The 26,380-nt window shown below is 62.8% G+C and carries 20 protein-coding genes; 3 read left to right on the forward strand and 17 right to left on the reverse strand.

Annotated features, from left to right (window positions below):
- Positions 1 to 38 precede the first annotated feature (38 nt).
- From patD to purL, 13 genes are all read right to left on the reverse strand, one after another.
- The gene (gene patD, locus EKL15_RS01840) at positions 39 to 1,463 is read right to left on the reverse strand and encodes an aminobutyraldehyde dehydrogenase (protein ID WP_110158346.1); all 1,425 of its coding nucleotides are present in this window, start codon (positions 1,461 to 1,463) and stop codon (positions 39 to 41) included.
- A 35-nt stretch (positions 1,464 to 1,498) separates the two neighbouring features.
- Positions 1,499 to 2,305 (reverse strand): ABC transporter permease, encoded by an 807-nt coding sequence (locus EKL15_RS01845; protein ID WP_038874514.1) that lies wholly within the window; start codon positions 2,303 to 2,305, stop codon positions 1,499 to 1,501.
- Positions 2,295 to 3,239, reverse strand: a complete 945-nt coding sequence (locus EKL15_RS01850) for an ABC transporter permease (protein ID WP_033644105.1) — start codon at positions 3,237 to 3,239, stop codon at positions 2,295 to 2,297. Before EKL15_RS01850 ends, EKL15_RS01845 begins: the two co-directional genes overlap by 11 nt.
- A 1-nt stretch (position 3,240) precedes the next feature.
- A complete protein-coding gene (locus tag EKL15_RS01855; protein WP_033651579.1) occupies positions 3,241 to 4,269 on the reverse strand; it encodes an ABC transporter ATP-binding protein in 1,029 nt (342 codons plus the stop codon).
- Between the two features lie 53 nt (positions 4,270 to 4,322).
- Complete coding sequence (gene ydcS / locus EKL15_RS01860; protein ID WP_033635611.1) at positions 4,323 to 5,477, reverse strand: putative ABC transporter substrate-binding protein YdcS; 1,155 nt, start codon at positions 5,475 to 5,477, stop codon at positions 4,323 to 4,325.
- A gap of 73 nt (positions 5,478 to 5,550) precedes the next feature.
- Positions 5,551 to 7,014: a gamma-aminobutyraldehyde dehydrogenase gene (locus tag EKL15_RS01865; RefSeq protein ID WP_203088699.1), complete on the reverse strand. Its 1,464-nt coding sequence runs from the start codon at positions 7,012 to 7,014 to the stop codon at positions 5,551 to 5,553.
- Positions 7,015 to 7,129: 115 nt separating this feature from the next.
- A complete protein-coding gene (locus EKL15_RS01870; protein WP_038874511.1) occupies positions 7,130 to 8,053 on the reverse strand; it encodes a LysR substrate-binding domain-containing protein in 924 nt (307 codons plus the stop codon).
- A 331-nt stretch (positions 8,054 to 8,384) separates the two neighbouring features.
- A complete protein-coding gene (gene glnB / locus EKL15_RS01875) occupies positions 8,385 to 8,723 on the reverse strand; it encodes a nitrogen regulatory protein P-II (RefSeq protein WP_004847623.1) in 339 nt (112 codons plus the stop codon).
- Positions 8,724 to 8,734: 11 nt separating this feature from the next.
- On the reverse strand, positions 8,735 to 10,357 hold the full coding sequence (locus tag EKL15_RS01880; protein ID WP_025303930.1) for an NAD+ synthase: 1,623 nt from the start codon (positions 10,355 to 10,357) through the stop codon (positions 8,735 to 8,737).
- 130 nt (positions 10,358 to 10,487) lie between these two features.
- Positions 10,488 to 11,828, reverse strand: coding sequence for a two-component system response regulator GlrR (gene glrR / locus EKL15_RS01885; protein WP_025303931.1), 1,341 nt, complete (start codon positions 11,826 to 11,828; stop codon positions 10,488 to 10,490).
- Positions 11,825 to 12,697 carry a two-component system QseEF-associated lipoprotein QseG gene (gene qseG / locus EKL15_RS01890; protein WP_197803554.1) on the reverse strand — a complete coding sequence of 291 codons (873 nt, stop codon included), beginning with the start codon at positions 12,695 to 12,697 and terminating at the stop codon, positions 11,825 to 11,827. The genes glrR and qseG overlap by 4 nt, the downstream gene beginning before the upstream one ends.
- A gap of 3 nt (positions 12,698 to 12,700) precedes the next feature.
- Positions 12,701 to 14,137 (reverse strand): HAMP domain-containing sensor histidine kinase, encoded by a 1,437-nt coding sequence (locus EKL15_RS01895; RefSeq protein WP_049200747.1) that lies wholly within the window; start codon positions 14,135 to 14,137, stop codon positions 12,701 to 12,703.
- Positions 14,138 to 15,024: 887 nt separating this feature from the next.
- Positions 15,025 to 18,918 carry a phosphoribosylformylglycinamidine synthase gene (gene purL, locus EKL15_RS01900; RefSeq protein ID WP_198509104.1) on the reverse strand — a complete coding sequence of 1,298 codons (3,894 nt, stop codon included), beginning with the start codon at positions 18,916 to 18,918 and terminating at the stop codon, positions 15,025 to 15,027.
- A 275-nt stretch (positions 18,919 to 19,193) separates the two neighbouring features.
- On the opposite strand from purL, the gene mltF reads away from it, so the two are divergent.
- Positions 19,194 to 20,654, forward strand: coding sequence for a membrane-bound lytic murein transglycosylase MltF (mltF, locus tag EKL15_RS01905; protein WP_084827256.1), 1,461 nt, complete (start codon positions 19,194 to 19,196; stop codon positions 20,652 to 20,654).
- Here mltF and tadA read toward each other — a convergent pair whose 3' ends face one another.
- Complete coding sequence (gene tadA / locus EKL15_RS01910) at positions 20,655 to 21,161, reverse strand: tRNA adenosine(34) deaminase TadA (RefSeq protein ID WP_015378796.1); 507 nt, start codon at positions 21,159 to 21,161, stop codon at positions 20,655 to 20,657. It lies immediately after the preceding gene.
- Between the two features lie 117 nt (positions 21,162 to 21,278).
- On the opposite strand from tadA, the gene EKL15_RS01915 reads away from it, so the two are divergent.
- Positions 21,279 to 22,331, forward strand: coding sequence for a DUF2157 domain-containing protein (locus EKL15_RS01915; RefSeq protein ID WP_100396633.1), 1,053 nt, complete (start codon positions 21,279 to 21,281; stop codon positions 22,329 to 22,331).
- Between the two features lie 47 nt (positions 22,332 to 22,378).
- On the opposite strand, the gene yfhb is transcribed toward EKL15_RS01915, so the two are convergent.
- From yfhb to murQ, 3 genes are read right to left on the reverse strand one after another with little or no spacing between them, the layout of a single operon-like run.
- Positions 22,379 to 23,035, reverse strand: a complete 657-nt coding sequence (gene yfhb, locus EKL15_RS01920) for a phosphatidylglycerophosphatase C (protein WP_100396632.1) — start codon at positions 23,033 to 23,035, stop codon at positions 22,379 to 22,381.
- Positions 23,036 to 23,038: 3 nt separating this feature from the next.
- Positions 23,039 to 24,406 carry a PTS transporter subunit EIIC gene (locus EKL15_RS01925; RefSeq protein WP_070914445.1) on the reverse strand — a complete coding sequence of 456 codons (1,368 nt, stop codon included), beginning with the start codon at positions 24,404 to 24,406 and terminating at the stop codon, positions 23,039 to 23,041.
- A gap of 18 nt (positions 24,407 to 24,424) precedes the next feature.
- Positions 24,425 to 25,318 (reverse strand): N-acetylmuramic acid 6-phosphate etherase, encoded by an 894-nt coding sequence (murQ, locus tag EKL15_RS01930; protein WP_084827254.1) that lies wholly within the window; start codon positions 25,316 to 25,318, stop codon positions 24,425 to 24,427.
- Positions 25,319 to 25,485: 167 nt separating this feature from the next.
- On the opposite strand from murQ, the gene EKL15_RS01935 reads away from it, so the two are divergent.
- On the forward strand, positions 25,486 to 26,334 hold the full coding sequence (locus EKL15_RS01935; protein WP_033654299.1) for a MurR/RpiR family transcriptional regulator: 849 nt from the start codon (positions 25,486 to 25,488) through the stop codon (positions 26,332 to 26,334).
- Positions 26,335 to 26,380 lie beyond the last annotated feature (46 nt).

The raw sequence follows: 26,380 nt of genomic DNA on the forward strand, positions 1-26,380 counted from the left end.
CCGAAGGCCGCGCTATTGTGCGGATAATTATTGTAAAATCAATGTTTGAACATCACATGACGAATGGCGGTGTAATCCTCCAGCCCGTACATCGACATGTCCTTGCCGTAGCCGGACAGTTTCTGGCCGCCGTGCGGCATTTCACTCACCAACATGAAGTGGGTGTTCACCCAGGTGCAGCCGTATTGCAGGCGGGCGCTTAAGCGATGCGCGCGCCCCACGTCGCGGGTCCACACGGACGACGCCAGCCCGTAGTTGGATTCGTTCGCCCAGGCCAGCACCTGCTCTTCGTCGTCGAACGGCGTCACCGTCACCACCGGGCCGAACACCTCGCGCTGCACGATCTCATCCTCCTGGCGCGCGCCGGCCAGCAGCGTCGGCTGGAAGTAGTAACCCGGCCCTTTCACCTTCTCGCCGCCGGTCACCACCTGCACGTGCGGCAACGCTTTGGCGCGCTCGACAAAACCGGCGACCCGCTCCAGATGCTGGGCGGTGATCAATGGCCCCAGCTCGGTGCTCTCGTCGTCCGGCGCACCGATCTTCAGGCTGGCCACCGCCTCGCCCAGCCGCTTCACCAGCTCGGGATAAATGCTTTTCTGCGCGTAGATGCGGCACGCGGCGGTGCAATCCTGCCCGGCGTTGTAGAAACCGAAGCCGCGAATGCCGTCCACCACCTGCTGCAGATCGGCGTCGTCAAACACCAGCACCGGCGCCTTACCGCCCAGCTCCATATGGGTGCGCTTAATGCCAGCGGCGGTGTGGGCGATGATGTGCTCGCCGGTGGCGATCGAGCCGGTCAGCGACACCATGCGCACCTTGTCATGCCCGGTCAGCCGATCGCCGACGCTTGCGCCGCGGCCGAACAGCACGTTGAGCACGCCCGGCGGGAACAGCCCGGCGGCCAGTTCGGCCAGTTTGAAAGTGGTCAGCGGCGTCTGCTCCGACGGCTTGATCACCACGCAGTTGCCCGCCGCCAACGCCGGCGCCAGTTTCCAGGCCGCCATCATCAGCGGGTAGTTCCACGGCGCGATCGAGGCCACCACGCCGAGCGGATCGCGGCGGATCATCGAGGTATGCCCGGCCAGATACTCGCCGGCCGCCATGCCGGTCAGGCAGCGGCTGGCCCCGGCGAAGAAGCGAAACACGTCGGCCACCGCCGGCAGTTCGTCGTTCAACACGCAGTGATAAGGTTTGCCGCAGTTGAGCGACTCCAGCCTGGCGAAAGTCTCGGCATGCTCGTCGATCAGATCCGCCAGCTTGAGCAGATGCTCGGCGCGCGCCTTCGGCGTGGTTTGCCCCCAGGCGGCGAACGCGGCGTCCGCCGCCAGCACCGCGCGATCGACCTGCTCCGGGCTGGCCTCCGCCACCTGCGCAATCACTTCGCCGGTCGCCGGGTTATACACCGGCTGGGTCGCGCCCTGGCCATTCACCAGTTGGCCGTCAATCAACAGTTGGCTTTGCATAGGGTTATCCTTTTATCAGAGGTCGGGTAAGGAAATTATTTGCCGCTGCCGGCGACGCTTTCCCCACCTTTGGTCAGGTAGTAAGCGCCGAGGATCGGCAGCATGGTCAACAGCATTACCGACAGCGCCACCACGTTGGTGATCGGCACGTCGCGCGGGCGACCGAGCTGGTTCAGCAGCCACAGCGGCAGCGTGCGCTCGTGGCCGGCGGTAAAGGTGGTCACGATGATTTCATCGAACGACAGCGCGAACGCCAGCATGCCCCCGGCCAGCAGCGCCGAGCCGAGGTTCGGCAAGATCACGTAACGGAAGGTTTGCCAGCCGTCGGCGCCGAGATCCATCGACGCTTCGATCAGGCTGTACGAGGTGCGGCGGAACCGGGCGATGACGTTGTTGAACACGATCACCACGCAAAACGTCGCATGGCCGACGACGATAGTCAGGATACCCGGCTCGATGTTCAGCGCCTTGAACGCCGCCAGCAGCGCCAGACCGGTGACGATCCCCGGCAGCGCGATCGGCAGCAGCAACAGCAGCGAAATGCTGTCCTTGCCGAAGAAATCGCGCCGATACAGCGCCGCCGCCGCCAGCGTGCCGAGCACCAGCGCGATGGCGGTCGCCAGGCAGGCGATCTGCGCCGACAGCAGCACCGCATCGATGATGTCCTGCCGCCCGGCGGCAACGTTGAACCAGTGCAGCGTGAAGCCCTTCGGCGGGAAGCTGAAGGCGGCATCCTCGGTGTTGAAGGCGTAGATGGCGATGATCGCCAACGGGAAATGCAGGAAGATCAGTCCGCCCCAGGCGGCCAGCTTCAGCCCTAAGGGCGCGCGTTCAGAGTGCATCGAAAGCCCCCAGACGTTTGACGATGGAAAGGTAAATGGCGATCAGGACGATCGGCACCAGCGTAAAGGCCGCGGCCATCGGCATATTGCCGATCGCACCCTGCTGGGCGTACACCATGCTGCCGATGAAATAGCCCGGCGGCCCCACCAGCTGCGGCACAATAAAGTCGCCCAGCGTCAGCGAGAAGGTGAAGATCGATCCGGCGGCGATGCCCGGTACCGCCAGCGGCAAAATGACGTGGCGGAAGGTCTGCGCCGGCCGCGCGCCCAGATCCGCCGAGGCGTGCAGCAGCGAGGGCGGCAGGCGCTCCAGCGCTGCCTGGATCGGCAGGATCATGAACGGCAGCCAGATATAGACGAACACCAGAAAACGCCCCAGCCCCGAGGTCGACAGCGTGTTGCCGCCGACGCCGGGCACCGTCAGCAGCGAAGCCAACAGCGGCTCCAGCCCCAGGTGCTGCAGGAACCACTGCGCCACGCCATCCTTCGCCAGCAGCAGGGTCCAGGCATAGGCTTTAACGATATAGCTGGCCCACATCGGCATCATCACGGCGATGTAAAAGAACGCTTTAACGCGGCCGCTGGTGTAGCGCGCCATGTAATAGGCGATCGGGAACGCCAGCGCCGCGCTGGCCAGCGACACCAGCACCGCCATGGTCAGCGTGCGCAGGATGATGTCGTAGTTGGCCGGGTTGAACAGCGCCGCCAGGTTGGCGAAGGTCAGATCCGGCGTCACCGCCATGGTGAAATCGTCGAAGGTGTAAAATCCTTGCCACAGCAGCGTCAGCAGCGAACCGAGGTACACCGCGCCGAACCACAGCAGCGGCGGCACCAGCAGCAAAAGCAGATACAGCGTCGGCCGGCGATAAAGCCAGGTCGACAGCGCGCGCACGGTACCGCCGCGCGCCGAGGGGGAATCGATGCTCATGTCCATCTCACCTCTCCTCCAGCAGCGGTACCATCGCCGCGCGCGGCCAGCAGGCGACGATCGGCTGGCCGATCTGCCGCTGTTGCCCTTCGGCGATCCACTGTGGATTGGCCTGGCTGACCAGCAGCTTTTCGCCGCCGTTCAGCGCGATTTCATACCGCGTGGCCGCGCCCTGGTAATGGATTTCCTGCAGCGTGCCCTGTACCTGGATCTCGTCCTGCGCCGCGCCGCCATGCTCCAGCAGGCGGATATGTTCCGGCCGGATCGAGAAGGTCCGGCTTTCGCCGAGCAGGCGCTGCGCCAGCTCGCTGCGCACCACGTTGGAGGTGCCGACGAACTCGGCGACGAACGGCGTCTTCGGCCGCATGTAAAGCTCGCGCGGCGTATCCACCTGTTCGATGCGGCCGTTATTGAACACCGCCACCCGATCGGACATCGACAGCGCTTCGCTTTGATCGTGGGTGACGAAGATAAAGGTGATGCCCAGCTGGCGCTGCAGCTTCTTCAGCTCGCCCTGCATCTGCTCGCGCAGCTTGAGATCCAGCGCGCCGAGCGGTTCGTCCAGCAGCAGCACCCGCGGCCGATTGACCAGAGCGCGCGCCAACGCCACGCGCTGCCGCTGGCCGCCCGACAGGTGCGCCGGCTTGCGTTCGGCAACGAAACCGAGCGCCACGCTCTCCAGCGCCTCTTGCGCCCGCGCCAGCCGCTCGCGTTTGGCGACGCCCTTCACCATCAGGCCGTAGGCGACGTTTTCCAGCACCGACATGTGCGGGAACAGTGCGTAATCCTGAAACACGGTGTTCACGTCGCGCTGATACGGCGGCAGGTTGGCGGCTTCCTGGCCGTGGATGCGAATCGAGCCGGAAGTGAGCTGTTCAAAGCCGGCGATCAGGCGCAGGCAGGTGGTTTTGCCCGAGCCGGATGGCCCGAGCATGGAGAAAAATTCCCCGTCCTGAATGTCGATGGATACCCGATCCACGGCGCGAACATCGCCGAAAGTCCGCGAAACATCGATGAATTGCACGGCAATGGTCATTTTTTGTGCTCCATACTGATGTGGTTCGGGCGCAGCGGGCTGCGCCCCGCGGCTTAGCGGCCGCCCATGATGGCGATGTAATCCTGGGTCCAGCGGCTGTACGGCACGAACTTGCCGCCCTGCGCCTGCGGCGTTTTCCAGAAGGCGATTTTGTCGAACTGGTTGAAGCCGTTGGTTTCGCAGCCCTTCTCACCCAACAGCGCGCTGGCCTTGCAGCCCGCCGGTGAAGCCGGCACCGATCCGAACCAGGCCGCCACGTCGCCCTGCACCTTCGGCTCCAGCGACCAGTTCATCCACTGGTAGGCGCAGCTCGGGTGCTTGGCGTCGGCATGCAGCATGGTGGTGTCCGCCCAGCCGGTCACGCCCTCTTTCGGGAACACGGTGGCGATCGGCTGCCCCTCGCCCTTCAGGGCGTTGGCCTGATACGGCCAGGCGCTGGAGGCCACCACGCCTTCGTTTTTAAAGTCGCTCATCTGCACCGAGGTGTCGTGCCAGTAGCGGTGGATCAGCGCGTGCTGGCTGCGCAGCAGCTTCAGCGCCGCCTGATACTGCTCTTCGTTGAGCTGATAAGGATCGCTGATGCCGAGCTGCGGCTGGGTGGCCTTCAGGAACAGCGCCGCGTCGGCGATGTAGATCGGGCCGTCGTAAGCCTGCACCCGGCCCTGGTTGCTCTTGCCGTCCGGCAGGTTCTGCTGCTGGAAGATCACCGCCCAGCTGTCCGGCGGCGTCGGGAAGGTTTTGGTGTTGTACATCAGCAGGTTCGGCCCCCACTGGTACGGCGTGCCGTAGGTTTTGCCGTCCACGGTGTACCAGGCGCCGTTCAGCAGGCGCGGATCGATGTTCTTCCAGTTCGGGATCAGCGCGGTGTTGATCGGCTGCACCCGCTTGCCGAAGATCAGGCGCAGCGAGGCGTCGCCGGAGGCGGTCACCAGATCGTAGCCGCCCTTGGCCATCAGGCTGACCATTTCATCGGAGGTGGCGGCGGTCTTCACGTTCACCGCGCAGCCGGTTTGCTTTTCAAACTGGGTGACCCAGTCGTAGTTTTTGTCGGACTGGCCGCGTTCGATGTAGCCGGGCCAGGCGATGATATCCAGCCGGCCTTCGCCTTTGCCCAGCGACTGCGGCAGATCGGCCGCCTGGGCCAGGCCGCACAGCACGGTAAGACAGAGCGCGGAGACGGTGGTGGTGACTGCGGTAGTTTTTCTCATCGTAATTACCCCTGTGTTGCGTATCTGTGTGCGGCAGGGAACGGCTGCCGCCTGATTTTGCTTTATAGAACCGCTAGAAGCTGGCTTTGAACTTCGCCATTACGTGCCTGACAACGCTGTAATCCTGTAGTGAATCGCTGGACAGATCCTTGCCGTAGCCGGAGCGTTTCAGGCCGCCGTGCGGCATCTCGCTCGCCAAGGTGAAATGGGTGTTGATCCAGGTGCTGCCGTACTGCAGATGGGCGGCGATGTGCAGCGCCCGATCGATATTTTGCGTCCACACCGACGAAGCCAGCCCGTATTCCGAGTCGTTGGCCCACTCGACCGCCTGCTCCAGGTGTTCGAAGCGCGTGATGCTGACCACCGGGCCAAACACCTCGCGCTGCACGATTTCGTCGCTTTGCAGGCAGCCCGCCAGCAGGGTCGGCTGGTAGTAGAACCCCGGCCCGGAGTGGGCCGCGGCGCCGGTGATCAATTCGATATGCGGTTGGCTGAGCGCTCGCTCGACGAAGCTGGCGACGCGATCGCGCTGGCGGCTACTTATCAACGGGCCGATCTCGTTGTCCTGATCGCGCTTGCGGGCAAAGCGCAGGCTGGCAACCGCCTCGCCCAGCGCGTCCACCAGCTTGGGATAGATGCCCGCCTGTGCATAGATGCGGCAGGCGGCGGTGCAGTCCTGGCCGGCGTTGTAATAGCCGTAGGTGCGGATGCCGTTGACCACCTCGTCGAGATCGGCGTCGTCGCAGACGATCACCGGCGCCTTGCCCCCCAGTTCCAGGTGGGTGCGCTTGACGCTTTTGGCCGCCGCCTGAAGAATTTTTTGCCCGGTGACGATATCGCCGGTGACCGACACCAGCCGCACCTGCGGGTGCCCCACCAGCAGGCTGCCGACCCCTTCCCCGCCGCCGTAGACGATATTCAGCACGCCCGGCGGCAGGATCTCCTGCAGCGCCGGCACCAGCGCCAGAATGGTCAGCGGCGTATGTTCGGAGGGTTTAAACACCACGGTATTGCCCGCCGCCAACGCTGGCGCAATCTTCCACGCCGCCATCATCAGCGGATAGTTCCAGGGGGCGATCGAGGCCACCACGCCGATCGGATCGCGGCGGATCATCGAGGTGTGGCCCGGCACATACTCGCCGGCCAGCTGCCCTTGCTGCGTGCGCACCGCGCCGGCGAAGAAGCGGAACACGTCGACCGCCGCCGGCAGATCGTCATTGAGCGCCTGATGCAGCGGTTTACCGCAGTTGAGGGCTTCCAGCTGCGCCAGCTGCGGCGCCTGCCGCTCGATGGCGTCGGCGATGCGCAGCAACAGAGCGGCGCGCTGGGCCGGCGTGGTGCGCGACCAGTGGCCAAACGCCTGCTGCGCGGCTTTCACCGCGCCGCCGACCTGCGCCGAAGAGGCTTCGGTCAGGGCGATCAGCATCTCGCCGTTAGCCGGATTGACGATGCACTCCTGCTGGCCTTCGCCGTCGACCAACTGACCGTTAATGAACTGCTGACAGGACAAACCTGAGAGAACCTGCACATCTGCCATCGCCTGACGCCCCTAAGTGACAAAAACGTTAACCAAATGTGAATAAGTTAGTTTTAATCAGCCTAAGCGAGCCTCTGGCGGGCAACAAATTCTAAATACTGAACGCCGCGTTCGATTAAATCGAATGCTTAAGCCCGGCGGCGTGTTTGCTGCCATTCTCGCGCGCGATGGTAAGGAACGGCGTCACCAGCTCCGGCCGCGCGCTGCCGCGCCGCCACGCCAGCCCGATATCCAGCGGCTCCAGCAGATCGTCCAGTTTGCGCGCTTCGATCATGTTGCCCTCGAGCGACCAGGCGCGGTACGCCATGTCCGGCTGGATGGAGACCCCCATCCCCGCCGCCACCAGGCTGCGCACCGCCTCGGTCGAGGCGGTCTTCATGGCGATCTCCGGCTTCAGCCCGGCGCGCGACCAGATGCGCCGCGCGTGCACGTCCATTTCATCGGCGTTGAGCTGGATCAGCGGCTGTTTGGCCACGTCCGCCAGGCTGATGCTCTCGTGCTCCAACAGCGGGTGCAGCGGCGGCAGCCACAGGCGATACGGCGAGTGCATCAGCACCTCAGTCTGCAGCGCGTCGCGGTCTTCGATGTTCGACAGGATCAGCACGCCGATGTCGATCTCGCCGCTGACCAGCAGATGCTCGATATACGGGCGCTCGTCTTCAACCACCTGCACGGTGACGTTGGGATAGGCCGATTTAAAGCGCGTGAGCAGCTCCACCAGGAAGTAGCCGGCCACCAGGCTGGTGACGCCGACGGTCAGCTTGCCGGTCAGGCTTTCGGTGCCGATCTGCAGGCTGCGCTTGGCGTTGTCCACCGTCGCCAGGATCAGATACGACTGGCGCAGGAACTGATGCCCCTGATGGGTCAGCGTCATGCCCTTGGCATGGCGATCGAACAGCCGCACGCCGATCTCGGTTTCCAACTGCTGGATCGCCAGCGTCAGCGAAGACTGGGAGACAAACACCGCCTGGGCGCCGGCGGAGATCGACCCGGTTTCCGCCACCGCGATAAAGTGGCGGATTTGGCGTAACGTCATCATCCCCATCGCCTTTCAAGCCGCTGCGTTGTTGTCTGCGTGCGCTTACCCCAGTCACTTACTTGAGTAAGCTCCTGGGGATGCACGCCCTTGCCGCCTAGCCGCAACTTGAAATTCATTGGGGATCACCTCAATCAAGATAGTTAGATTGATTGTAGATCCCGCGAGAAAAGCGATCGGAAAAAGTATCAAAAACGCGATAGCGTTCGCTTTTTTAGAATGCCGACGGGCAAAAAGAGGGAAACGGCGAGGCGAAGAAGCATGATGCGCGGGGAGCAGAAATGACAAGGGCGCAGCACGCTGCGCCCTGGATGGCCGATGACCCTGCGGAGGATCAGATCGCTTCTTCGTCCTGCTCGCCGGTACGGATACGCACCACGCGCGCCACGTCGAAGACGAAGATTTTGCCGTCGCCGATCTTGCCGGTCTGCGCGGTCTGCATGATGGTTTCCACGCAGGTGTCGACGATGTCGTCGGCAACCACGATCTCGATCTTCACCTTAGGCAGAAAGTCGACCATGTACTCGGCACCGCGATACAGCTCGGTGTGGCCCTTCTGGCGGCCGAAGCCTTTCACTTCGGTGACCGTCATACCGGTGATGCCCACTTCGGCCAGCGCTTCGCGGACGTCATCCAGTTTGAACGGCTTGATAATCGCGTCGATCTTTTTCATCTTCTTTCCTTTTACCAATTTTTGCGGCCAAAACCGGATGTGATGGGGTAGCGGCGGTCTTTGCCGAAGTTACGGGCGGTGATGCGCGGCCCGACGGCGGCCTGACGCCGCTTGTATTCGTTGATATCCACCAGGCGGATCACCTTGCGCACGATCGCTTCGTCGAACCCTTCGGCCACCAGATCGGCAACCGACTTGTCGCGTTCAACGTAGCCTTCCAGGATCGCGTCCAGGATATCGTACGGCGGCAGGCTGTCCTGATCGACCTGATCCGGCGCCAGCTCGGCGGACGGCGGACGATCGATCACCCGCTGCGGGATCACGTAGGACACGGTGTTACGGTATTCGGACAGCTTGAACACCAGCGTTTTCGGCACGTCCTTCAGCACGTCGAAACCGCCGGCCATATCGCCGTACAGCGTGGCGTAACCCACCGCCATTTCGCTCTTGTTGCCGGTGGTCAGCACGATGCTGCGGCGTTTGTTGGACAGCGCCATCAGCACCACCCCGCGGCAACGCGCCTGCAGGTTTTCTTCGGTGGTGTCGCGCTCGGTGCCGGCGAACATCGGCGACAGCTGGCCCATAAAGGCGTCGAACATCGGTTCGATGGAGACGATATCGAACTCCACGCCGAGGATTTCCGCCTCTTCCTTGGCGTCGGCGATGCTGATATCCGCGGTATAGCGGAACGGCATCATCAGCGCCTGCACCTTGTCTTTACCCAACGCATCCACGGCGATCGCCAGCGTCAGCGCCGAGTCGATGCCACCGGACAGGCCCAGCACCGCGCCTTTAAAGCCGTTTTTGGTCACGTAGTCGCGCACCGCCAACACCAGCGCTTGGTACACCTGCGCCAGCTGCGGCAGCTCAGCGGCCGGATCGGCCATCGGCACCACGGCCAGCTCATTGAATTCCAGACGAGTCACCTGCTCGTCGAAGGCCGCCAGACGGTGGGTCATGGTGCCGGCGGCGTCAAATACCTTGGAGCAGCCGTCGAAGATCAGCTCATCCTGGCCGCCGACCTGATTGAGGTACACCAGCGGCAGCTGGGTGCGCTGGCAGTGGCCGGCCATCAGCGTTTTGCGGATATACGGCTTTTCGCGGTTATACGGTGAGGCGTTGATCGACAGGATAATTTCCGCGCCGGCCGCCTTGGCGGCGTCGATCGGCTCAGGGAACCACAGATCTTCGCAAATCAGCAGACCCAGACGGTAGCCTTTCAGCTCCACCACGCAGGTGTCGTTGCCGGCGTGGAAATAGCGCTTCTCATCGAACACGCCGTAGTTCGGCAGCTGCTGCTTGAAGTAGCGGGTCAGCAGGCGGCCTTCGGCAAACAGCGACAGCGCGTTATACAACTTGTCACCTTCGCGCCACGGGTGGCCGACCAGGATCGCCGTCTCGGCGGAGGCTTGCTGCAGGCGCAGCAGCTGCGCGTCGCAGCGCTGATAGAAGTCATTGCGATACAGCAGATCTTCCGGCGGGTAGCCGGACAGCGCCAGTTCGCTGAACATGACCAGATCGGCTCCCGCCTTCTGCTGCTCCTGCACGATTTGCAACATGCGTTCGGTGTTGCCTTCAATGTCGCCGACCAGCAGGTTCAGCTGGGCCAGGGCGATGGAAAGTGATCTGCTCATTTGTGTACGATCCCGCTTAATACGTTCCATGGTGCTCTACGCCGGGGCGCGCCGCGGCAAAGAGAACGGAGTGTAAATCATTCCGCCGGATTTGTTGAGAACCTGCGTGGCAGGCGCCGGCGGCAAACTGTCATTCTTTAAAATCGTTGGCGTCCAGCTCGTGGCGCGACAGCAATTTGTAAAACTCGGTGCGGTTGCGGCCCGCCATGCGCGCGGCCTGGGTCACGTTGCCCTTGGTGATCTGCAGCAGCTTGCGCAGGTAGTGCAACTCGAACTGGTTGCGCGCTTCGGCGAAGGTCGGCAGCGCGGTGTTTTCCCCTTCCAGCGCCTGCTCCACCAGCGCTTCGCTGATCACCGGCGCCGAGGTCAGCGCCACGCACTGCTCGATGACGTTGACCAGCTGACGCACGTTGCCCGGCCAGCTGGCGGTCATCAGCCGCTTCATGGCGTCGGTCGAGAAGCTGCGCACGAACGGCTTGTGCCGCTGAGCCGCCTCGCGCAACAGGTGGTTGGCCAGCAGCGGGATATCTTCGGCGCGTTCGTTGAGCGCCGGGATCTTCAGGTTCACCACGTTGAGGCGGTAGTAGAGATCCTCGCGGAACTCGTTCTTCGCCATCGCCTTTTGCAGATCGCGGTGGGTGGCGGAGATGATGCGCACGTCAATGTCCAGATCGCGGTTGCTGCCCAGCGGCCGCACCTTGCGCTCTTGCAGCACGCGCAGCAACTTCACCTGCAGCGACAGCGGCATATCGCCGATCTCGTCGAGGAACAGCGTGCCGCCCGCCGCCGCCTGGAACAGCCCTTCGCGGCTGCTGACCGCGCCGGTAAAGGCGCCCTTGGCGTGGCCGAACAGTTCGGACTCCAGCAGCTGCTCCGGCAGCGCACCGCAGTTGATGGCGATAAACGCCTTGCCGGCGCGCGGGCTGGCGGCGTGGATCGCCTGCGCCACCACCTCTTTACCGGTGCCGCTCTGGCCGTTGATCAAGACGCTGACGTCGGACTGCGCCACCATTTTCACCTGCTCCAGCAGGCGCAGCATCAGCGGGCTGCGGGTGACGATGTCTTCGCGCCAGGCCTCGTCGCCTGCCGGGGTGGCCGACAGCGCGAGCGCTTCGTCGATGGCCTTATACAGCGCATCGCGATCCACCGGTTTGGTGAGGAAGCTGAACACCCCCTGCTGGGTGGCGGCCACCGCATCGGGAATCGAACCGTGCGCGGTGAGGATGATCACCGGCATGCCCGGCTGATGCTTTTGGATCTCGGCGAACAGCGCCATGCCGTCCATCTCGTCCATACGCAGATCGCTGATCACCAGATCGATCTGTTCGCGCGCCAGCAGGCGCAGCGCTTCCTGGCCGCTTTCGGCGGTGGTGACGTGAAAACCTTCGCTGGTCAGACGCATGCCCAGCAGCTTCAGCAGGCTGGGATCGTCGTCAACCAAGAGCAAATTGGCCGGTTTGCGTGCGGTCATTGCGCGTGGGACTCCTTATTGGCAGGGTGCGGCGTATAGGTGTCTTCCGGTTCAACCGGCAGCGCGGTGCCTTTTTCCGGTTCGTCCTGCGATTCAGCCCCTTTGGCGGCCGCGCCGTTTTTACCGGCGGCTTCGCCCTTTTGCGAACCTGCGCTGTTGTCCGGGATTTCCCCTTGCAGCTGCTTGCGCGAAGAGAGCTGGCGCTCGATATCGGTCAGGTTCTCCAGCTTGCGCGAGGTGTCCTGCAGCTGCGATTGCAGACGCGCCTGGCTCTGGCGCAGCGAATCGATCTGACTGTCGCTGCTCTCCTGCAGATGCTGATAGCGTGCTTTCTCATCGAACAGCGTGATCTGCAGCAATTGCTGCTGGCGCCACAGCTGCGTCAGCGGACGCAGTGAACCGGGGAATTCCATCCGGTAGCTGTTGATCCTGTCGATGATTTGGCGGCGTTCGCCGGAGGTCGGCTGCGCGCTGCCCAGCAGGATGCTCTGTTTGAAAACGCCGGACCAGCTGTCGCCAGGCACCGTTTTCGCCAGCGCACGCGCCTGGGTCGACCCGATGCGATCGGCGCAGTCCATCGCGCGCAGCCAGTAGAGCGAGTTAGCCAGCGCGTCCTTATCGTCCAACTGCCACAGGGTATCGCAAGCCGCGGTGCGGTAATCGATTACCTTGGTATCCGGGATCGCCTCTTGCTGCTGAGGGTTCAGGCCACCGCTGACGGCGCGATCGACGCAGCCCGCCAGCAACAGCGGCATAAAGAAGACGGCGCCCAACCAGCTGATCGGGCGTTTGCCGAGCGGCGCTCTGTGCGTGGCACGCGGTGAACGTTCGGTCTGTGAAAGACGAAGGCGTTTAGACCATGTGTACATTATTTATTCATTCTCGGCGGTTAACGGCAGTTCAATGCGGAAGCAGACGTCTGCACCGGCGACCGTCGCCAGTTGCAGCTCACCGCGCATGCGACGGATACAGTCCTGAGCGATGCTCAACCCCAGTCCGCTTCCTTTTACCGCCCCTTTTCGCTGGTGACTACCCTGGAAAAAAGGCTCGAAAATCATGGCTCTTTCAGCCTCGGGGATCGGCGTGCCGGTATTGGCGACGTCGATTTGCACCCGTTGTCCAACCTGACGGCTGCGGATCCAAATGTTACCGGATTCCTTGCCGTAGTGCACCGCATTGGAGTAGAGATTATCCAGCACGCGCATTAATAGCGTAGGCTCTGCCCAGCAGATTTCCGCCTCCAGCGTAATTTCGGTGGAAATCATCTTCGCCCGCGCCGGCAAACTGTGCGCGGCGACCACCAAATCGACCATTTCGCGCAGCTCGACGTTCTCGTGTTCCGCCGGGCCATCGGCCAATTTGCGGTTGTAATCCAACAGCTGTTCGATCAGCTGCTGCAGATGGCGGCTGCTGTTGTCGAGGATCGCCACCACCTCTTTCTGATCGGAAGTCAGCGGCCCCGCTACCTCGTCGGCCAGCAGTTCGGTGCCTTCACGCATGCTGGCCAACGGCGTTTTCAGCTCGTGTGAAATATGGCGCAGGAACTCGTGGCGCTGCGACTCCAGCCACGCCAGCCGCTCGCTCAGCCAGATGATGCGCTGCGCCAGCGAACGCAGCTCGCGCGGCCCTTTGAACGACGCGGTGCTGCCCAGCGCACGCCCTTCCCCCAGGCGGTTGATCATCCGCTCCACGGCCTTGACCGGCCCGATGATCATGCGGGTGAACAGCACCACCAGCAGCACGCTGACCAGGAACAGCAGCAGCGCCTGCCAGCCGAAGAACTGGCCGCGCTCGGCAATGGCCTGCTGCAGCTGCTGGCCACGCGAGAACACCACCGCGCGCGTGGCCTGCACCATTTCGGCGTTGGAACGGGAGAACGACTCGAGCAAGGCGGAAGCCTCTTGGTCCGGCCCGCTGTTATGGCATTTGATCGCCGCCAGCTGGGTCAGCAACTGGCGCAGCGTTTGGTAGTAGCGCTCGTCCGGCAGGATCGGCGCGTGGGCATCCAGCATCTGCGAATACTGCTTGCGCTGGTTCTGGTACAGCTTCTGCAGCGTAGGATCGACCAGCACGCAGTACTGACGATAGCTGCGCTCCATCTCCAGCGCCACGCTGGTCATCGCCTCGCTGCGCCGCGCGTCCACCAGCGTGGTGCGGTTGATGTCCGCCGCCTGCGCGCTGAGGTGATCCAGACTCTGGTAGGCCTGATAGGCCAGCACCAGCAGCGGCAACAGCACCAACAGGAACGCCAGCAGCACCAATTGCCGCAGCGAACGGGGGAATAAACGCCATTTTTTCAACGAAATCATCTCATTCTCTCAGCTCTGTCACGATGCTAACTGACTCGCCGGAAAGAGAAAAGCCCGGCAAGGGAGAATCCTGAACGCACAAGGAAAAAGCTGCGGGTTCGGTGAACCGCGCCCATAGGCCTGGCCTGCCGACGGCATGCGGCCTCGGTAACATCAACCGGTGTGAAAGCAAGAGTGTGGGGAGAGCGTCTGCGTTCGAGGGCATAGGCAACGAAACAGGGATAAGCGCAGCATTGAGAATTGACATCGGGGCAAGAAACTTGCCCCAACGCAAGGAAAGTGTGGATGCCCTTAAGTCTCGTCCCCAGGGTGATGTAGCGCAGCGGCTGGCATCGAACAGGACGAATAGCATCCGTAAGTATCCAGGATTGATGAACCCTTCATCACAGTTGGATACAGGCGGTGCCTCACTCCACGTGTCGCCCGATGCTTGATAAAGCCGTTTGCACGGTCTGTTATCGGTTTGGTTGGACGATAGGCACCATTTCTTTGGCATCATTCGGAGGCTTATGAGGCGATTTGCCGTCTAATTACGGCGCCGTCATAAAAAGTTGAATGAGCAACCGACGAGAATAATGCACGTTGCGTGCCAACTTTGCAATAAAAATAATAACAACATGATTTTATTAAAAAATAAAATTATACCAGTAAGTTTCTTTGCGCATCACGCCCCGATGAGCGATGAAAAAAACGCCGCGCTGTCGCCAAATGCAGACAACTAAAGCCAAACCCGATTACCACCAATAAAATCAATTAGTTAAATGTCTCCATTTAGCGACAGAGAAAATAGCGCCTGTCGCAAAATGCAGACACTGCCGCCAATCGCCGAACGCCGGCCATAAAAAAGGGCGCAATTGCTTGCGCCCTCTGTACGGTGGTGGCCGTTTTTAGCCCAGTTGCTTACGGGCGTTGCGGAACATGCGCATCCACGGGCTGTCCTCGCCCCACTCTTCCGGGTGCCAGGAGTTGCTGACCGTGCGGAACACGCGTTCCGGGTGCGGCATCATCACCGTGGCACGCCCGCTGGCGCTGGTCACGGCGGTAATGCCGTTCGGCGAACCGTTCGGGTTAGCCGGGTAAGCTTCCGTCACCTGACCGGCGTTGTTGACGAAACGCAGCGCCACCAAACCGTGGCTTTCCAGCGCCGCCAAATGCGCCGCATCGCGCACTTCGACATGCCCTTCGCCGTGGGAAACGGCGATCGGCATACGCGAACCGGTCATGCCCTGCAGGAACAGCGACGGACTGGCCGCCACTTCCACCAGGCTGAAGCGCGCCTCGAAACGATCCGACAGATTGCGCACAAAACGCGGCCAGTGTTCTGCGCCCGGGATCAGCTCGCGCAGGTTGGACATCATCTGACAACCGTTGCACACACCCAGCGCCAGCGTCTGCGGACGGTGGAAGAACGCTTCGAACTCGTCACGTACCCGCTCGTTGAACAAGATAGACTTCGCCCAACCTTCGCCGGCGCCCAGGACGTCGCCGTAAGAGAAGCCGCCGCAGGCCACCAGCGTGTGGAAGTCCTGCAGATCGCGGCGCCCTGCCAGCAGATCGCTCATGTGCACGTCCACCGCGTCAAAGCCGGCGCGGTGGAACGCCGCCGCCATTTCAACGTGGGAGTTCACCCCTTGCTCGCGCAGCACCGCCACTTTCGGGCGAGCGCCCTTGGCGATGTACGGCGCGGCGATGTCTTCCTCCGGTGCAAAGGTCAACTTCACGTTCAGGCCGGGATCTTGTTCATCCTGCTTGGCCTGATGCTCCTGATCGGCGCACGCCGGGTTGTCGCGCAGGCGCTGCATCTGCCAAGTGGTTTCCGCCCACCAGGTGCGCAGCGTATTGCGGCTTTCGCTGTACAGCGCCTTGCCGTGTTGGGTGATGACGAAACGATCGCCGGCCTGCACGCTGCCGATGTGATGCACGTTGTCGATCAGTCCGTGCTGAGCAAACGCCTGCTTCACGTCGTCGAGACGTTCGGCGCTCACCTGGATCACCGCGCCCAGCTCTTCGTTAAACAGCACCGCCAGCGCATCGTCGCCGAGGCCGTCGAGGTTGACGTCCACACCGCAGTGACCGGCGAAGGCCATCTCCGCCAGCGTCACCAGCAGGCCGCCGTCGGCGCGGTCGTGGTAAGCCAACAGCGCTTGCTCGGCCACCAGCTGCTGCATGGCGTTGAAGAAGCCCGCCAGCTGCGCAACGTTGCGCACGTCGGCCGGTTTGTCGCCCAGTTGGCGGTAAACCTGCGCCAGCGCGGTGGCACCCAGCGCGTTATGGCCATTGCCCAGGTCGATCAACAGCAGCGCGCTGTCGCCCTTATCGGTGCGCAGCTGCGGCGTCACGGTGTGGCGCACGTCCTCCACACGGGCGAAGGCGGTGATGACCAGCGACAGCGGCGACGTCATTTCGCGCTGTTCGTTGCCTTCCTGCCAGCGGGTTTTCATCGACATGGAGTCTTTACCCACCGGGATGGTGATGCCCAGCGCCGGGCACAGCTCTTCGCCCACCGCTTTCACCGCTTCGTACAGGCCGGCATCTTCGCCCGGGTGGCCGGCGGCGGCCATCCAGTTGGCGGACAGCTTCACGCGCTTCAGGCTGCCGATATCGGTGGCAGCCAGGTTGGTCAGCGCTTCCCCGACCGCCAGGCGGCCGGAAGCGGCGAAGTCCAACAGCGCCACCGGCGCACGTTCGCCGAGCGACATTGCTTCGCCGTAGTAGCTGTCCAGGCTGGCGGTGGTGACCGCGCAGTCGGCTACCGGGATCTGCCACGGGCCGACCATCTGGTCACGCGCCACCATGCCGGTAACGGTGCGATCGCCGATGGTGATCAGGAAGGTTTTCTCCGCAACGGCCGGCAGATGCAGCACGCGTTTCACCGCGTCGGCCAGCGTGATGTTCTCACGCTGCACCGCCTCGCCACTTGCCTGCAGACGGGTAACGTCGCGGGTCATTTTCGGCGTCTTGCCGAGCAGTACGTCCAGCGGCATGTCGATCGGTTGGTTGTCGAAGTGACGGTCGTTCAACGTCAGGTGCTGTTCTTCGGTCGCTTCGCCGATCACCGCATAAGGTGCGCGCTCGCGGCGGCAGATCTCGTCGAACTGCGCCATCTGCGCCGGGGCAATCGCCATCACGTAACGTTCCTGCGATTCGTTGCACCACACTTCCAGCGGGCTCATGCCCGGCTCGTCGTTGAGGATATCGCGCAGCTCGAAGCGGCCGCCGCGGCCGCCGTCGCTCACCAGCTCCGGCATGGCGTTGGACAGGCCGCCGGCACCGACGTCATGGATAAACAGGATCGGGTTCTGGTCGCCCAGCTGCCAGCAGCGGTCGATCACTTCCTGACAGCGGCGCTCCATTTCCGGGTTGTCGCGCTGCACCGAAGCGAAGTCCAGATCGGCATCGGACTGGCCTGACGCCATCGACGAGGCCGCGCCGCCGCCCAGGCCGATATTCATCGCCGGGCCGCCCAGCACCACCAGCTTGGCGCCGACGGTGATTTCCCCTTTCTGCACGTGATCGGCACGGATGTTGCCGATGCCGCCCGCCAGCATGATCGGTTTGTGGTAGCCGCGCAGTTCGACGCCGTTATGGCTGTTGACGCGCTCTTCATAGGTACGGAAGTAGCCCAGCAGCGCCGGACGACCGAATTCGTTGTTGAACGCCGCGCCGCCCAGCGGGCCTTCGGTCATGATATCCAGCGCGGTAACGATGCGTTCCGGCTTGCCGAAATCCTGCTCCCACGGCTGTTCAAAGCCGGGAATACGCAGGTTGGACACCGAGAAGCCCACCAGGCCGGCTTTCGGCTTGGCGCCGCGGCCGGTAGCCCCCTCGTCGCGGATCTCGCCGCCGGAGCCGGTCGCGGCGCCCGGCCACGGCGAGATCGCCGTCGGGTGGTTGTGGGTTTCCACCTTCATCAGGATGTGCGCTTCTTCCTGATGGTAATCGTACTTGCCGTTGTCCGGCGCGGCGAAGAAGCGGCCGACCTGCGAGCCTTCCATCACCGCGGCGTTGTCTTTATACGCCGACAGCACATAGTCCGGCGTCTGCTCATAGGTGTTCTTGATCATCTTGAACAGCGATTTAGGCTGCTGTTCGCCGTCGATGATCCAATCGGCGTTGAAAATCTTGTGGCGGCAGTGCTCGGAGTTGGCCTGCGCGAACATATAAAGTTCGATATCCGTCGGGTTGCGCCCCAAACCGGTAAAGGCATTCAGCAGGTAGTCGATCTCGTCCTGCGCCAGCGCCAGGCCGAGCCGGACGTTGGCCTGCTCCAGCGCGGTGCGCCCTGCGCCCAGCACGTCGACAGACTGATACGGCGCTGGCTGATGGTGCGCGAACAGCTGTTCGGCCTGTTGCAGCTCGCTGAAGACGGTTTCCATCATGCGATCGTGCAGCAGCGCGGCGAGCTGGCGCCACTGGGTTTCCGTCAGCTCGGGCGCCTTGACGTAGAACGCCAGGCCGCGCTCCAACCGCAGCACCTGCTGCAGACCGCAGTTGTGGGCGATGTCGGTGGCTTTGGAAGACCAGGGAGAAATGGTGCCCGGACGCGGCGTGACCAGCAGCAACCGGCCTTCGGGAGCGTGTTCGGCGAGAGAAGGACCGTACTTGAGCAGCCGCTGAAGTTTGGCGTGTTCTTCGGCACTGAGCGGTGCGCTAACATCGGCAAAGTGGACATACTCGGCGTAGATATCACTGACGGGCAGGTGGGCGTCCTGGCAGCGGGACAGCAGTTTGGTAATGCGAAAAGCCGATAAAGCGGGCGAACCACGCAGAATTTCCATAATCAAAGTTCTCTCGTCTTCGAAGCGGCGGATAAGACGCTTCATTGGGCGCAACAGGGGAAAACGCGCGCCATTATAGAGAATCCTCGCCGCCGACGAAACCGTTTGCGTAGGGATTATTGATAAAAGCGTGCCGCACCGTCGAATTGTCATAACGTGTCAATAAAGTTGCACACTGGCGTTTTGTTGCGCAAAATGCCCCCCACACTGGTGATTTAACCATGAGAAAAGTCGCGGTTGTCGTCGCCGGTGTACCTGTGCCACCACTGGATAACTATTTGAAACGTCTTAAAATAAACTACATCCTCATCGGCGTTGTCACCCTGCTTCTGGCTCTCGCGCTGTGGCCCAATATCACCTGGCGCAGCGGCCAGGGCGGGCAACTCCAGGAGATCATTTCCCGCGGCGAGTTGCGTATCAGCACGCTGAATTCACCGCTGACCTATTTCAACACCAAGCAAGGGCCGGGTGGGCTCGACTACGAACTGGCCAAGCGCTTCGCCAACTACCTCGGGGTGAAGCTGGTGGTGATCCCCCATCAGAACATCAATGACCTGTTCGACGATCTGGACGATGACGACGCTGACCTGCTGGCGGCCGGCCTGATCTACAACCAGGAGCGCCTCAGCCGCGCGCGTACCGGCCCGGCCTACTATTCCGTTTCCCAACAGCTAGTGTACCGGCTGGGCACCCCGCGGCCGAAAAACTTCGCCGACATTAAAGGCAAGCTGGCGGTCGCCTCCGGTTCCGCGCACGTCAGCACGCTAAAGCAGCTCAAGCAGGATAAATACCCGGATCTCGCCTGGGAGTCCTCCAGCGATCTCACCTCCAAAGAGCTGCTGGAGCGAGTCGCCGACGGCAAGCTGGACTACACCCTCGGCGATTCGGTAACCATCGCGCTGCTGCAGCGCATCCATCCGCAGCTGGCGGTGGCGTTCGACGTCACCGACGAAGAACCGGTCACCTGGTATCTGAAACGCGACGGCGACGACAGCCTGTACGCGGCGATGCTGGATTTCTACAGCCAGATGGTGGACGACGGCACCCTGGCGCGGCTTGAAGAGAAGTACCTCGGCCACGTCGGCAGCTTCGACTATGTGGACACCAAAACCTTCCTGTCGGCCATCGATTCGGTGCTGCCCAACTTCCGCCCGCTGTTCGAGAAGCACGCCAACGAGATCGACTGGAAGCTGCTGGCGGCCATCGCCTATCAGGAATCGCACTGGAATCCGCAGGCCACCTCGCCCACCGGCGTGCGCGGCCTGATGATGCTGACCCGCGCCACCGCCGACGGCCTGGGGGTCAACGACCGCCTCGATCCGGAAGAGAGCATTCAAGGCGGCGCCCTTTACTTGCAACGGCTGATGGCCAAGGTGCCGGACAGCGTGCCGGAAGACGAGCGCATCTGGTTCTCGCTGGCGGCTTACAACATGGGCTGGGGCCACATGCTGGACGCGCGCAAGCTGACCAAGACGCAAAAGGGCAACCCAGACAGCTGGGTCGACGTCAAGCAGCGCCTGCCGATGCTCAGCCAGAAGCGCTACTATCCGCAGCTGACCTACGGCTATGCGCGCGGGCGTGAAGCCTACAACTATGTAGAAAACATCCGCCGCTACCAGGTCAGTCTGGTGGGCTATCTGCAGGAAAAAGAGAGAAAGGCGGCGCAAGCGGCCGCCGAGCAAGAGGCGTTGGGGAAAGGCTACCCGACGGTGATGCCGGAACTGGCGCTCAACTACTGATTATTCCGGCTTATCCGCCGCCCGCTGCGCCAGCCTGAGCGCTTTTTTCTGTTCACGGCGCAGACGGAAGAAATTGCTCAGGGTGGCGGCGCATTCGTCCGCCAGCACGCCCGAGACGATCTCCACCTGATGGTTCATGCCCGGATGGCGCAGAATGTCCACCAGTGAACCGGCCGCGCCGGTTTTCTCGTCGGCGGCGCCATACACCAGCCGGCGGATACGGCTGTGCACCATCGCACCGGCGCACATCACGCAGGGCTCCAGCGTGACGTACAGCGTGGCGTTCAGCAAACGGTAGTTTTGCAGCACCGCGCCGCCCTGGCGCAGCGCCATGATCTCGGCGTGTGCGGTAGGATCGTGTCGGCCGATCGGGCGGTTCCAGCCCTCGCCGATGACCTGATTGTCCAGCACCAGCAGCGCACCCACCGGCACCTCGCCCTCTTCCTGCGCGCGCAGGGCCAGCTGCAATGCCTGACGCATCCAGTACTCATCGTTATATTCAGTCATCGCATAATTCCTCGTGCGCTTTTGCGGCGGGCATTATACACACTAGCCTCCCTTTGTCGTAGCCGCCCGCCAATGGCTATACTGGCCGAATCAGCGTGTGATTCAGGGACCAGAAGCATGAAACTCAGTAAAAAGAACGCGGTCGTGGTGCGCAAGGCGCTGGACGGTTGGGTGGGAGAAGGCGCCTTGACGCCCGAACAACGGCAGCAACTGCTGCAGCATGTGGCCGTGCAGCCTTTCGACTGGCGGCGGCTGGCGCGCTATGCGTTTCTCGCCGCGCTGGCCTCGCTGCTGATCGCCGTCACCAGCCTGTTCGCCGACAGCGAACTGCTTGCATGGCTCAGCGGCCTGTTCCGCTTCGACGCGCCGGTGCGCATGGCGATCGCCGGCGTACTGGCGGCGCTGGCCTACGTCTGGGCGCTGCGTCGCCGCCGGCGCCACCCGGAAAAACGCTATGGCAATGAGGCGGCGCTGTTTGTCGCCGTGTTGCTTACCGCCTGCGCCTTATGGCAGCTGGGGGTCTGGCTGGATAACGGCAGCGGCCGGGTTTCCGTGCTGCTGCTGTTCGCCGCGCTGCTGTACGGCGCGATCGGCTGGTTCAGCCGCTCCGGGCTGGTGTGGTGGTTCGCCCTGCTGTCGCTCGGCAACGCCTTCGGCGCCGAGACCGGCTACCTGTCCGGCTGGGGCGCCTACTGGCTCGGCATGAGCTACCCGATTCGCTTTATCGCCTTTGGTGCGGTGCTGATCGCCGCCGCGCTGCTGTTGCGGCCGCTGTTGGCGCAACGCGGCCTGCAGCGGGTGTCGCTGGCGATGGGCCTGCTGTACCTGTTTATCGCCCTGTGGCTGCTGTCTATCTTCGGCAACTACGGCGATCTCGACAGCTGGTACAGCGCGCGCCAGATCGAGCTGTTCCACTGGAGCCTGCTGTTCGGGCTGGCTGCCCTCGCCGCCATCTGGCTGGGGTTGAAGCATGACGACGCCATGCTGCGCGGCTTCGGGCTGACCTTCCTCGGCATTAACCTGTATACCCGTCTGTTCGAGTTTTTCTGGGACAGCATGCCGAAGGCGGTTTTCTTCGTGCTGCTCGGCCTGAGCCTGTGGGCGCTGGGGCATTATGCGGAGAAGATTTGGCAGCTGGGGCGCAAGCCGCACGACGTGACCGACGACTGATCGTGGTGCCGATAAAAGCAGAAAGGGCGGAATCTTCCGCCCTTGGTTTATTCCAGCTGCTGCAGCTCGCCCTGCTTGCTTACCCGCCAGCGGTGCTCGCAAAAGAACAGCAGCGGATTATCCTGCTTGCTGTCGCTGTAGCCGCTGTACAGCTTCAGCGGCGCACCGAGCCGCTGCTCCAGCTGCACCACTTTCTGCGCTCCCAGGCAGCGCAGGGTCAAGACCCAGCCGCCGCAGCGGCGCGTGATGCGGCTGCCGATCAACCGCACCCGCGGCAGAAACGCCGAATCGCGATACACCTGCTCCACCAGCCGCTCCGGCGAGCCGGTAATCAGCCACACTTCGGCATCGTGCTCCTCCAGGTACTGCCGCAGCCGCATTTGCACCACCGGAAATGCGGTCACCTTCTGGCGAAAGACCTCGATAAACTGCCGCTCCAGCGCCTTTAGCGTCGTTTCGGAACGCCCAAAAGTGATCGCCCACAGCAGCAGGCTCATCGGCCAACGCGCGGCGCGCCCCAGCAGCAGCAGCGCCAGACCGATCGGCAGCAGCAGCGGTATCACCAGCAACAGGTTCAGCGGTAAGCGGCGCAGCAGAAAACGCAAGAAACTGCCGAACATATCCTCCTGATGCAGGGTGCCGTCCAGATCGAAAAAGACCACGCGGCGCCCCTCTGCGGCCGGTTGTTGCTGCTTGTCGCTCAAACGCTACTCCTCGGGATCGTTGAACCCCATCATCCAGGTGAAGAGAAAACCGGCGATAATCGTAATCAGCATCCCCGCCAGATACAACATCACCTTACCTGAGACGATGGTCAACGCCAAAGGCAGCCCCGAAATGCCGAAGGTGATCACCGTCGCCACCTTCCAGTAGCTGATGAGCGCGCCGCCGACCGCACCGCCGAGGCAGGCGCCGATAAACGGCCGGCCCAGCGGCAGCGTCACCCCGAAGATCAGCGGCTCGCCGATGCCGAGAATGCCGACCGGCAACGCCCCTTTGATCACCTTTTTCAGCCGCGCATTGCGGGTTTTCAACAGCACCGCCAGCGCCGCCCCCACCTGCCCGACGCCGGCCATCGCCAGGATCGGCAGCAGCGGGTTGGAACCGTGCGCCTGCACCAGCTCGACGTGGATCGGCACCAGCCCCTGATGCAGACCGGAGAGCACCAGCGGCAGGAACAGCCCCGAGAGCAGCGCTCCCACCAGCAGCCCGCCCTTGTCGATCGCCAGATTGGCGCCGTGGGCGATGGCGTCGGAGATAATGCCGCCGATCGGCTGCAGAATCAGGATCGCCAGCGAGGCGGTGACCAGCGTGGTCAGCAGTGGGTTAAGGATCAGTTCGACCGATTCCGGCAGCAGCGTGCGCAGGCGTTTCTCCACCCAGCACATCAACGCCACCACCAGCAGCACGGCGATCACCCCGCCGCGCCCCGGCTGCAGCGCCTCGCCGAACAAGGTAATCTGCGCCAGCGCCGGGCTGGAGAGAATGCCGGCCATCACGCCGCCCATCGCCTGAGAGCCACCGAATACCCGCGCGGCGTTGACCCCGACCAAAATGTTCATGATGGCGAACACCGCGCTGCCGAAGATCGCCAACAGCCCCAGCACGTTCGGGTAGTCCACCGCCAGCTGGCCGGCGATGTCAGGCCGTTTCAGCAGGTTGATGATGCCGGTGATCAGGCCCGAGGCGATAAACGCCGGGATCAGCGGAATAAAGACATCGGCCAGTTTTTTCAGCGCGCCGCTCATCGGCGCAGCGTATTTTTGCTTGGCCTGCGCCTTGGTGCGGGCCGCGTCACCGACGGCGACGACGGGCTGCGCGCTTCCGCTCAGCAATTCGCGCATGGCATCCACCACTTTGGCGGCGGCGCCTGGGCCAACGATAAACTGATGCTGCTCACCCTGTTTGATATAGCCCTTCACGCCGGGCAGCTGCCTGAGGGCGGCCAGATCCAGGCGCTGTTCGTCGCTGACCTCGACGCGCACCCGCGTCATGCAGTTCTCCAGTTTGAGGATATTACCCTCGCCCCCCACGCCCGCCAGGATCTGTGTCGCCAATGCCGTTGTCTTGTCCATCGCCGCCCCCACCGTGAATTAACGCGCCAGCGCCGCGCGCAGGTAGCCGTCGTGCCGCTGCAGCCGCTGCTGCGCCTCTTCGGCGCTGACGCCGGCTAAAAGCATCAGGATCGCCGGTTTGACTTCGAAGCCGGTCTGCGCCAGCGCCGCCTCCGCCTGAGCGCGTTCGGCGCCGGTGGCCTCCACCACGATGCGGCAGGCGCGATCCACCAGTTTGACGTTGGTGGCCTTCACGTCCACCATCAGGTTCTGGTAAACCTTGCCCAGCTTGACCATCGCGCCGGTCGACAGCATGTTGAGCACCAGCTTCTGCGCAGTGCCGGATTTCAGACGCGTCGAGCCGGTCAGGGCCTCCGGCCCCACCACCGGCGAGATCGCCACCTGCGCTTCGTGCGCGATCGGCGAATCCGGGTTGCAGGAGATGGCCGCCGTCGGGCAGCCCAGCCCGCGCGCATAGCGCAGTGCGCCAATCACATAAGGCGTGCGCCCGGAGGCCGCCAACCCCACCACCATATCGACGGCGGTGAGGTTCAGCGCCCGGAGATCGGCTTCGCCCAAAGCTTCGTCGTCTTCCGCCCCTTCCACCGCTTTAAGCAACGCGCCCGGCCCGCCGGCGATCAGCCCCACCACCACGCCGTGCGGCACGCCGAAGGTCGGCGGGCACTCGGAGGCATCCAGCACGCCCAGGCGGCCGCTGGTGCCGGCGCCCAAATAAATCAGCCGCCCACCGGCCTTCAACGCCGCCGCCGCCAAATCGACCGCCTGCGCAATCGCCGGCAGCACCTTTTCGATCGCCTCCGGCACCTTGCGGTCTTCCTGGTTAAAGCAGCGGACCATCTCCAGCGTCGACATCTCATCCAGCCTCATAGTGGCCGGGTTGCGGGTTTCCGATACCAGTGCGCCTAAGTTCATCTGTTCACCTTTGAATTTTTAATTCACAAAATTAAATCAATATTTGAATATTTTATTCAACAAAGCGAGCGCTATTTGCTATTTTAACGACGAGCTCACAAAAATTTTCACCGCGCGTTTTCGCCGCCTGCGTGGCAAAATGGCCGCTGGTTTCCAGGGAAAGATCAATGAGTACCCTTCTGCGCATTCGCCAGATGTATCCGACACTGGCGCAAAACGACCGCAAGCTGGCGGATTTTTTGCTGAACAACGCCGAGCAGGCGCGCCATCTCAGCTCGCAAAAGCTGGCCCAGCTGGCCGGCATCAGCCAGTCGAGCGTGGTGAAGTTCGCCCAAAAGCTGGGCTATAAAGGTTTCCCGGCGTTGAAGCTGGCGCTGAGCGAGACGCTGGCCCAGCCGCAGGCCGAGCCGGTCGTGACCGTTCACAACCACATCCTCAGCAGCGACACGCTGAAAACCGTCGGTGAAAAGCTATTGGCGGAAAAGCAGGCGGCGCTGCGCGCGACGCTGGACATCAACAGCGAAGAGCGGCTGCATCAGGCGCTGGACATGCTGCGCCAGGCGCGCCGGGTAATGCTAATTGGCATCGGCGCTTCCGGGCTGGTGGCCAAGGATTTTTCCTTCAAGCTGCTGAAAATCGGCGTGATGGCGGTGGCCGAAGCGGACATGCACGTTCAGCTGGCGGCGGTGCAGGCGCTGGACAAACGCGATCTGCTGCTGGCTATCTCCTTCAGCGGCGAACGGCGTGAAATCAATCTGGCGGCGGAAGAAGCGCGCCAGGCCGGCGCCAGGGTGCTGGCGCTGACCAGCTTTTCTCCCAACGGCCTGCAGCAGCGCGCGGATCACTGCCTCTACACCATCGCCGAAGAGCCCCACACCCGCAGCGCGGCCATCTCTTCCAGCACGGCCCAGTACGCTCTCACCGATCTGCTGTTTATGGCGCTGATTCAACACGATCTCGATCATGCCCGCGACCGCATCAAGCACAGCGAACAGTTAATGAAAAAGTTGGTTTGAGGCGTACATACAATCACAATTGCCTTTGCAACCTCCTCAGTGACAG

The sequence above is a fragment of the Serratia sp. 4542 genome (assembly GCF_016805595.1).
GTDB classification, from domain to species: Bacteria; Pseudomonadota; Gammaproteobacteria; order Enterobacterales; family Enterobacteriaceae; genus Serratia; species Serratia nevei.

Excerpts from the sequence above, each read along its gene's own strand:
- patD (WP_110158346.1), bottom strand. The coding sequence starts at position 1,463 with ATGCAAAGCCAACTGTTGATTGACGGCCAACTGGTGAATGGCCAGGGC.
- EKL15_RS01845 (WP_038874514.1), bottom strand. The coding sequence starts at position 2,305 with ATGCACTCTGAACGCGCGCCCTTAGGGCTGAAGCTGGCCGCCTGGGGC.
- EKL15_RS01850 (WP_033644105.1), bottom strand. The coding sequence starts at position 3,239 with ATGGACATGAGCATCGATTCCCCCTCGGCGCGCGGCGGTACCGTGCGC.
- EKL15_RS01855 (WP_033651579.1), bottom strand. The coding sequence starts at position 4,269 with ATGACCATTGCCGTGCAATTCATCGATGTTTCGCGGACTTTCGGCGAT.
- ydcS (WP_033635611.1), bottom strand. The coding sequence starts at position 5,477 with ATGAGAAAAACTACCGCAGTCACCACCACCGTCTCCGCGCTCTGTCTT.
- EKL15_RS01865 (WP_203088699.1), bottom strand. The coding sequence starts at position 7,014 with ATGGCAGATGTGCAGGTTCTCTCAGGTTTGTCCTGTCAGCAGTTCATT.
- EKL15_RS01870 (WP_038874511.1), bottom strand. The coding sequence starts at position 8,053 with ATGATGACGTTACGCCAAATCCGCCACTTTATCGCGGTGGCGGAAACC.
- glnB (WP_004847623.1), bottom strand. The coding sequence starts at position 8,723 with ATGAAAAAGATCGACGCGATTATCAAGCCGTTCAAACTGGATGACGTC.
- EKL15_RS01880 (WP_025303930.1), bottom strand. The coding sequence starts at position 10,357 with ATGAGCAGATCACTTTCCATCGCCCTGGCCCAGCTGAACCTGCTGGTC.
- glrR (WP_025303931.1), bottom strand. The coding sequence starts at position 11,828 with ATGACCGCACGCAAACCGGCCAATTTGCTCTTGGTTGACGACGATCCC.
- qseG (WP_197803554.1), bottom strand. The coding sequence starts at position 12,697 with ATGTACACATGGTCTAAACGCCTTCGTCTTTCACAGACCGAACGTTCA.
- EKL15_RS01895 (WP_049200747.1), bottom strand. The coding sequence starts at position 14,137 with ATGATTTCGTTGAAAAAATGGCGTTTATTCCCCCGTTCGCTGCGGCAA.
- tadA (WP_015378796.1), bottom strand. The coding sequence starts at position 21,161 with ATGACTGAATATAACGATGAGTACTGGATGCGTCAGGCATTGCAGCTG.
- EKL15_RS01915 (WP_100396633.1), top strand. The coding sequence starts at position 21,279 with ATGAAACTCAGTAAAAAGAACGCGGTCGTGGTGCGCAAGGCGCTGGAC.
- EKL15_RS01925 (WP_070914445.1), bottom strand. The coding sequence starts at position 24,406 with ATGGACAAGACAACGGCATTGGCGACACAGATCCTGGCGGGCGTGGGG.
- murQ (WP_084827254.1), bottom strand. The coding sequence starts at position 25,318 with ATGAACTTAGGCGCACTGGTATCGGAAACCCGCAACCCGGCCACTATG.
- EKL15_RS01935 (WP_033654299.1), top strand. The coding sequence starts at position 25,486 with ATGAGTACCCTTCTGCGCATTCGCCAGATGTATCCGACACTGGCGCAA.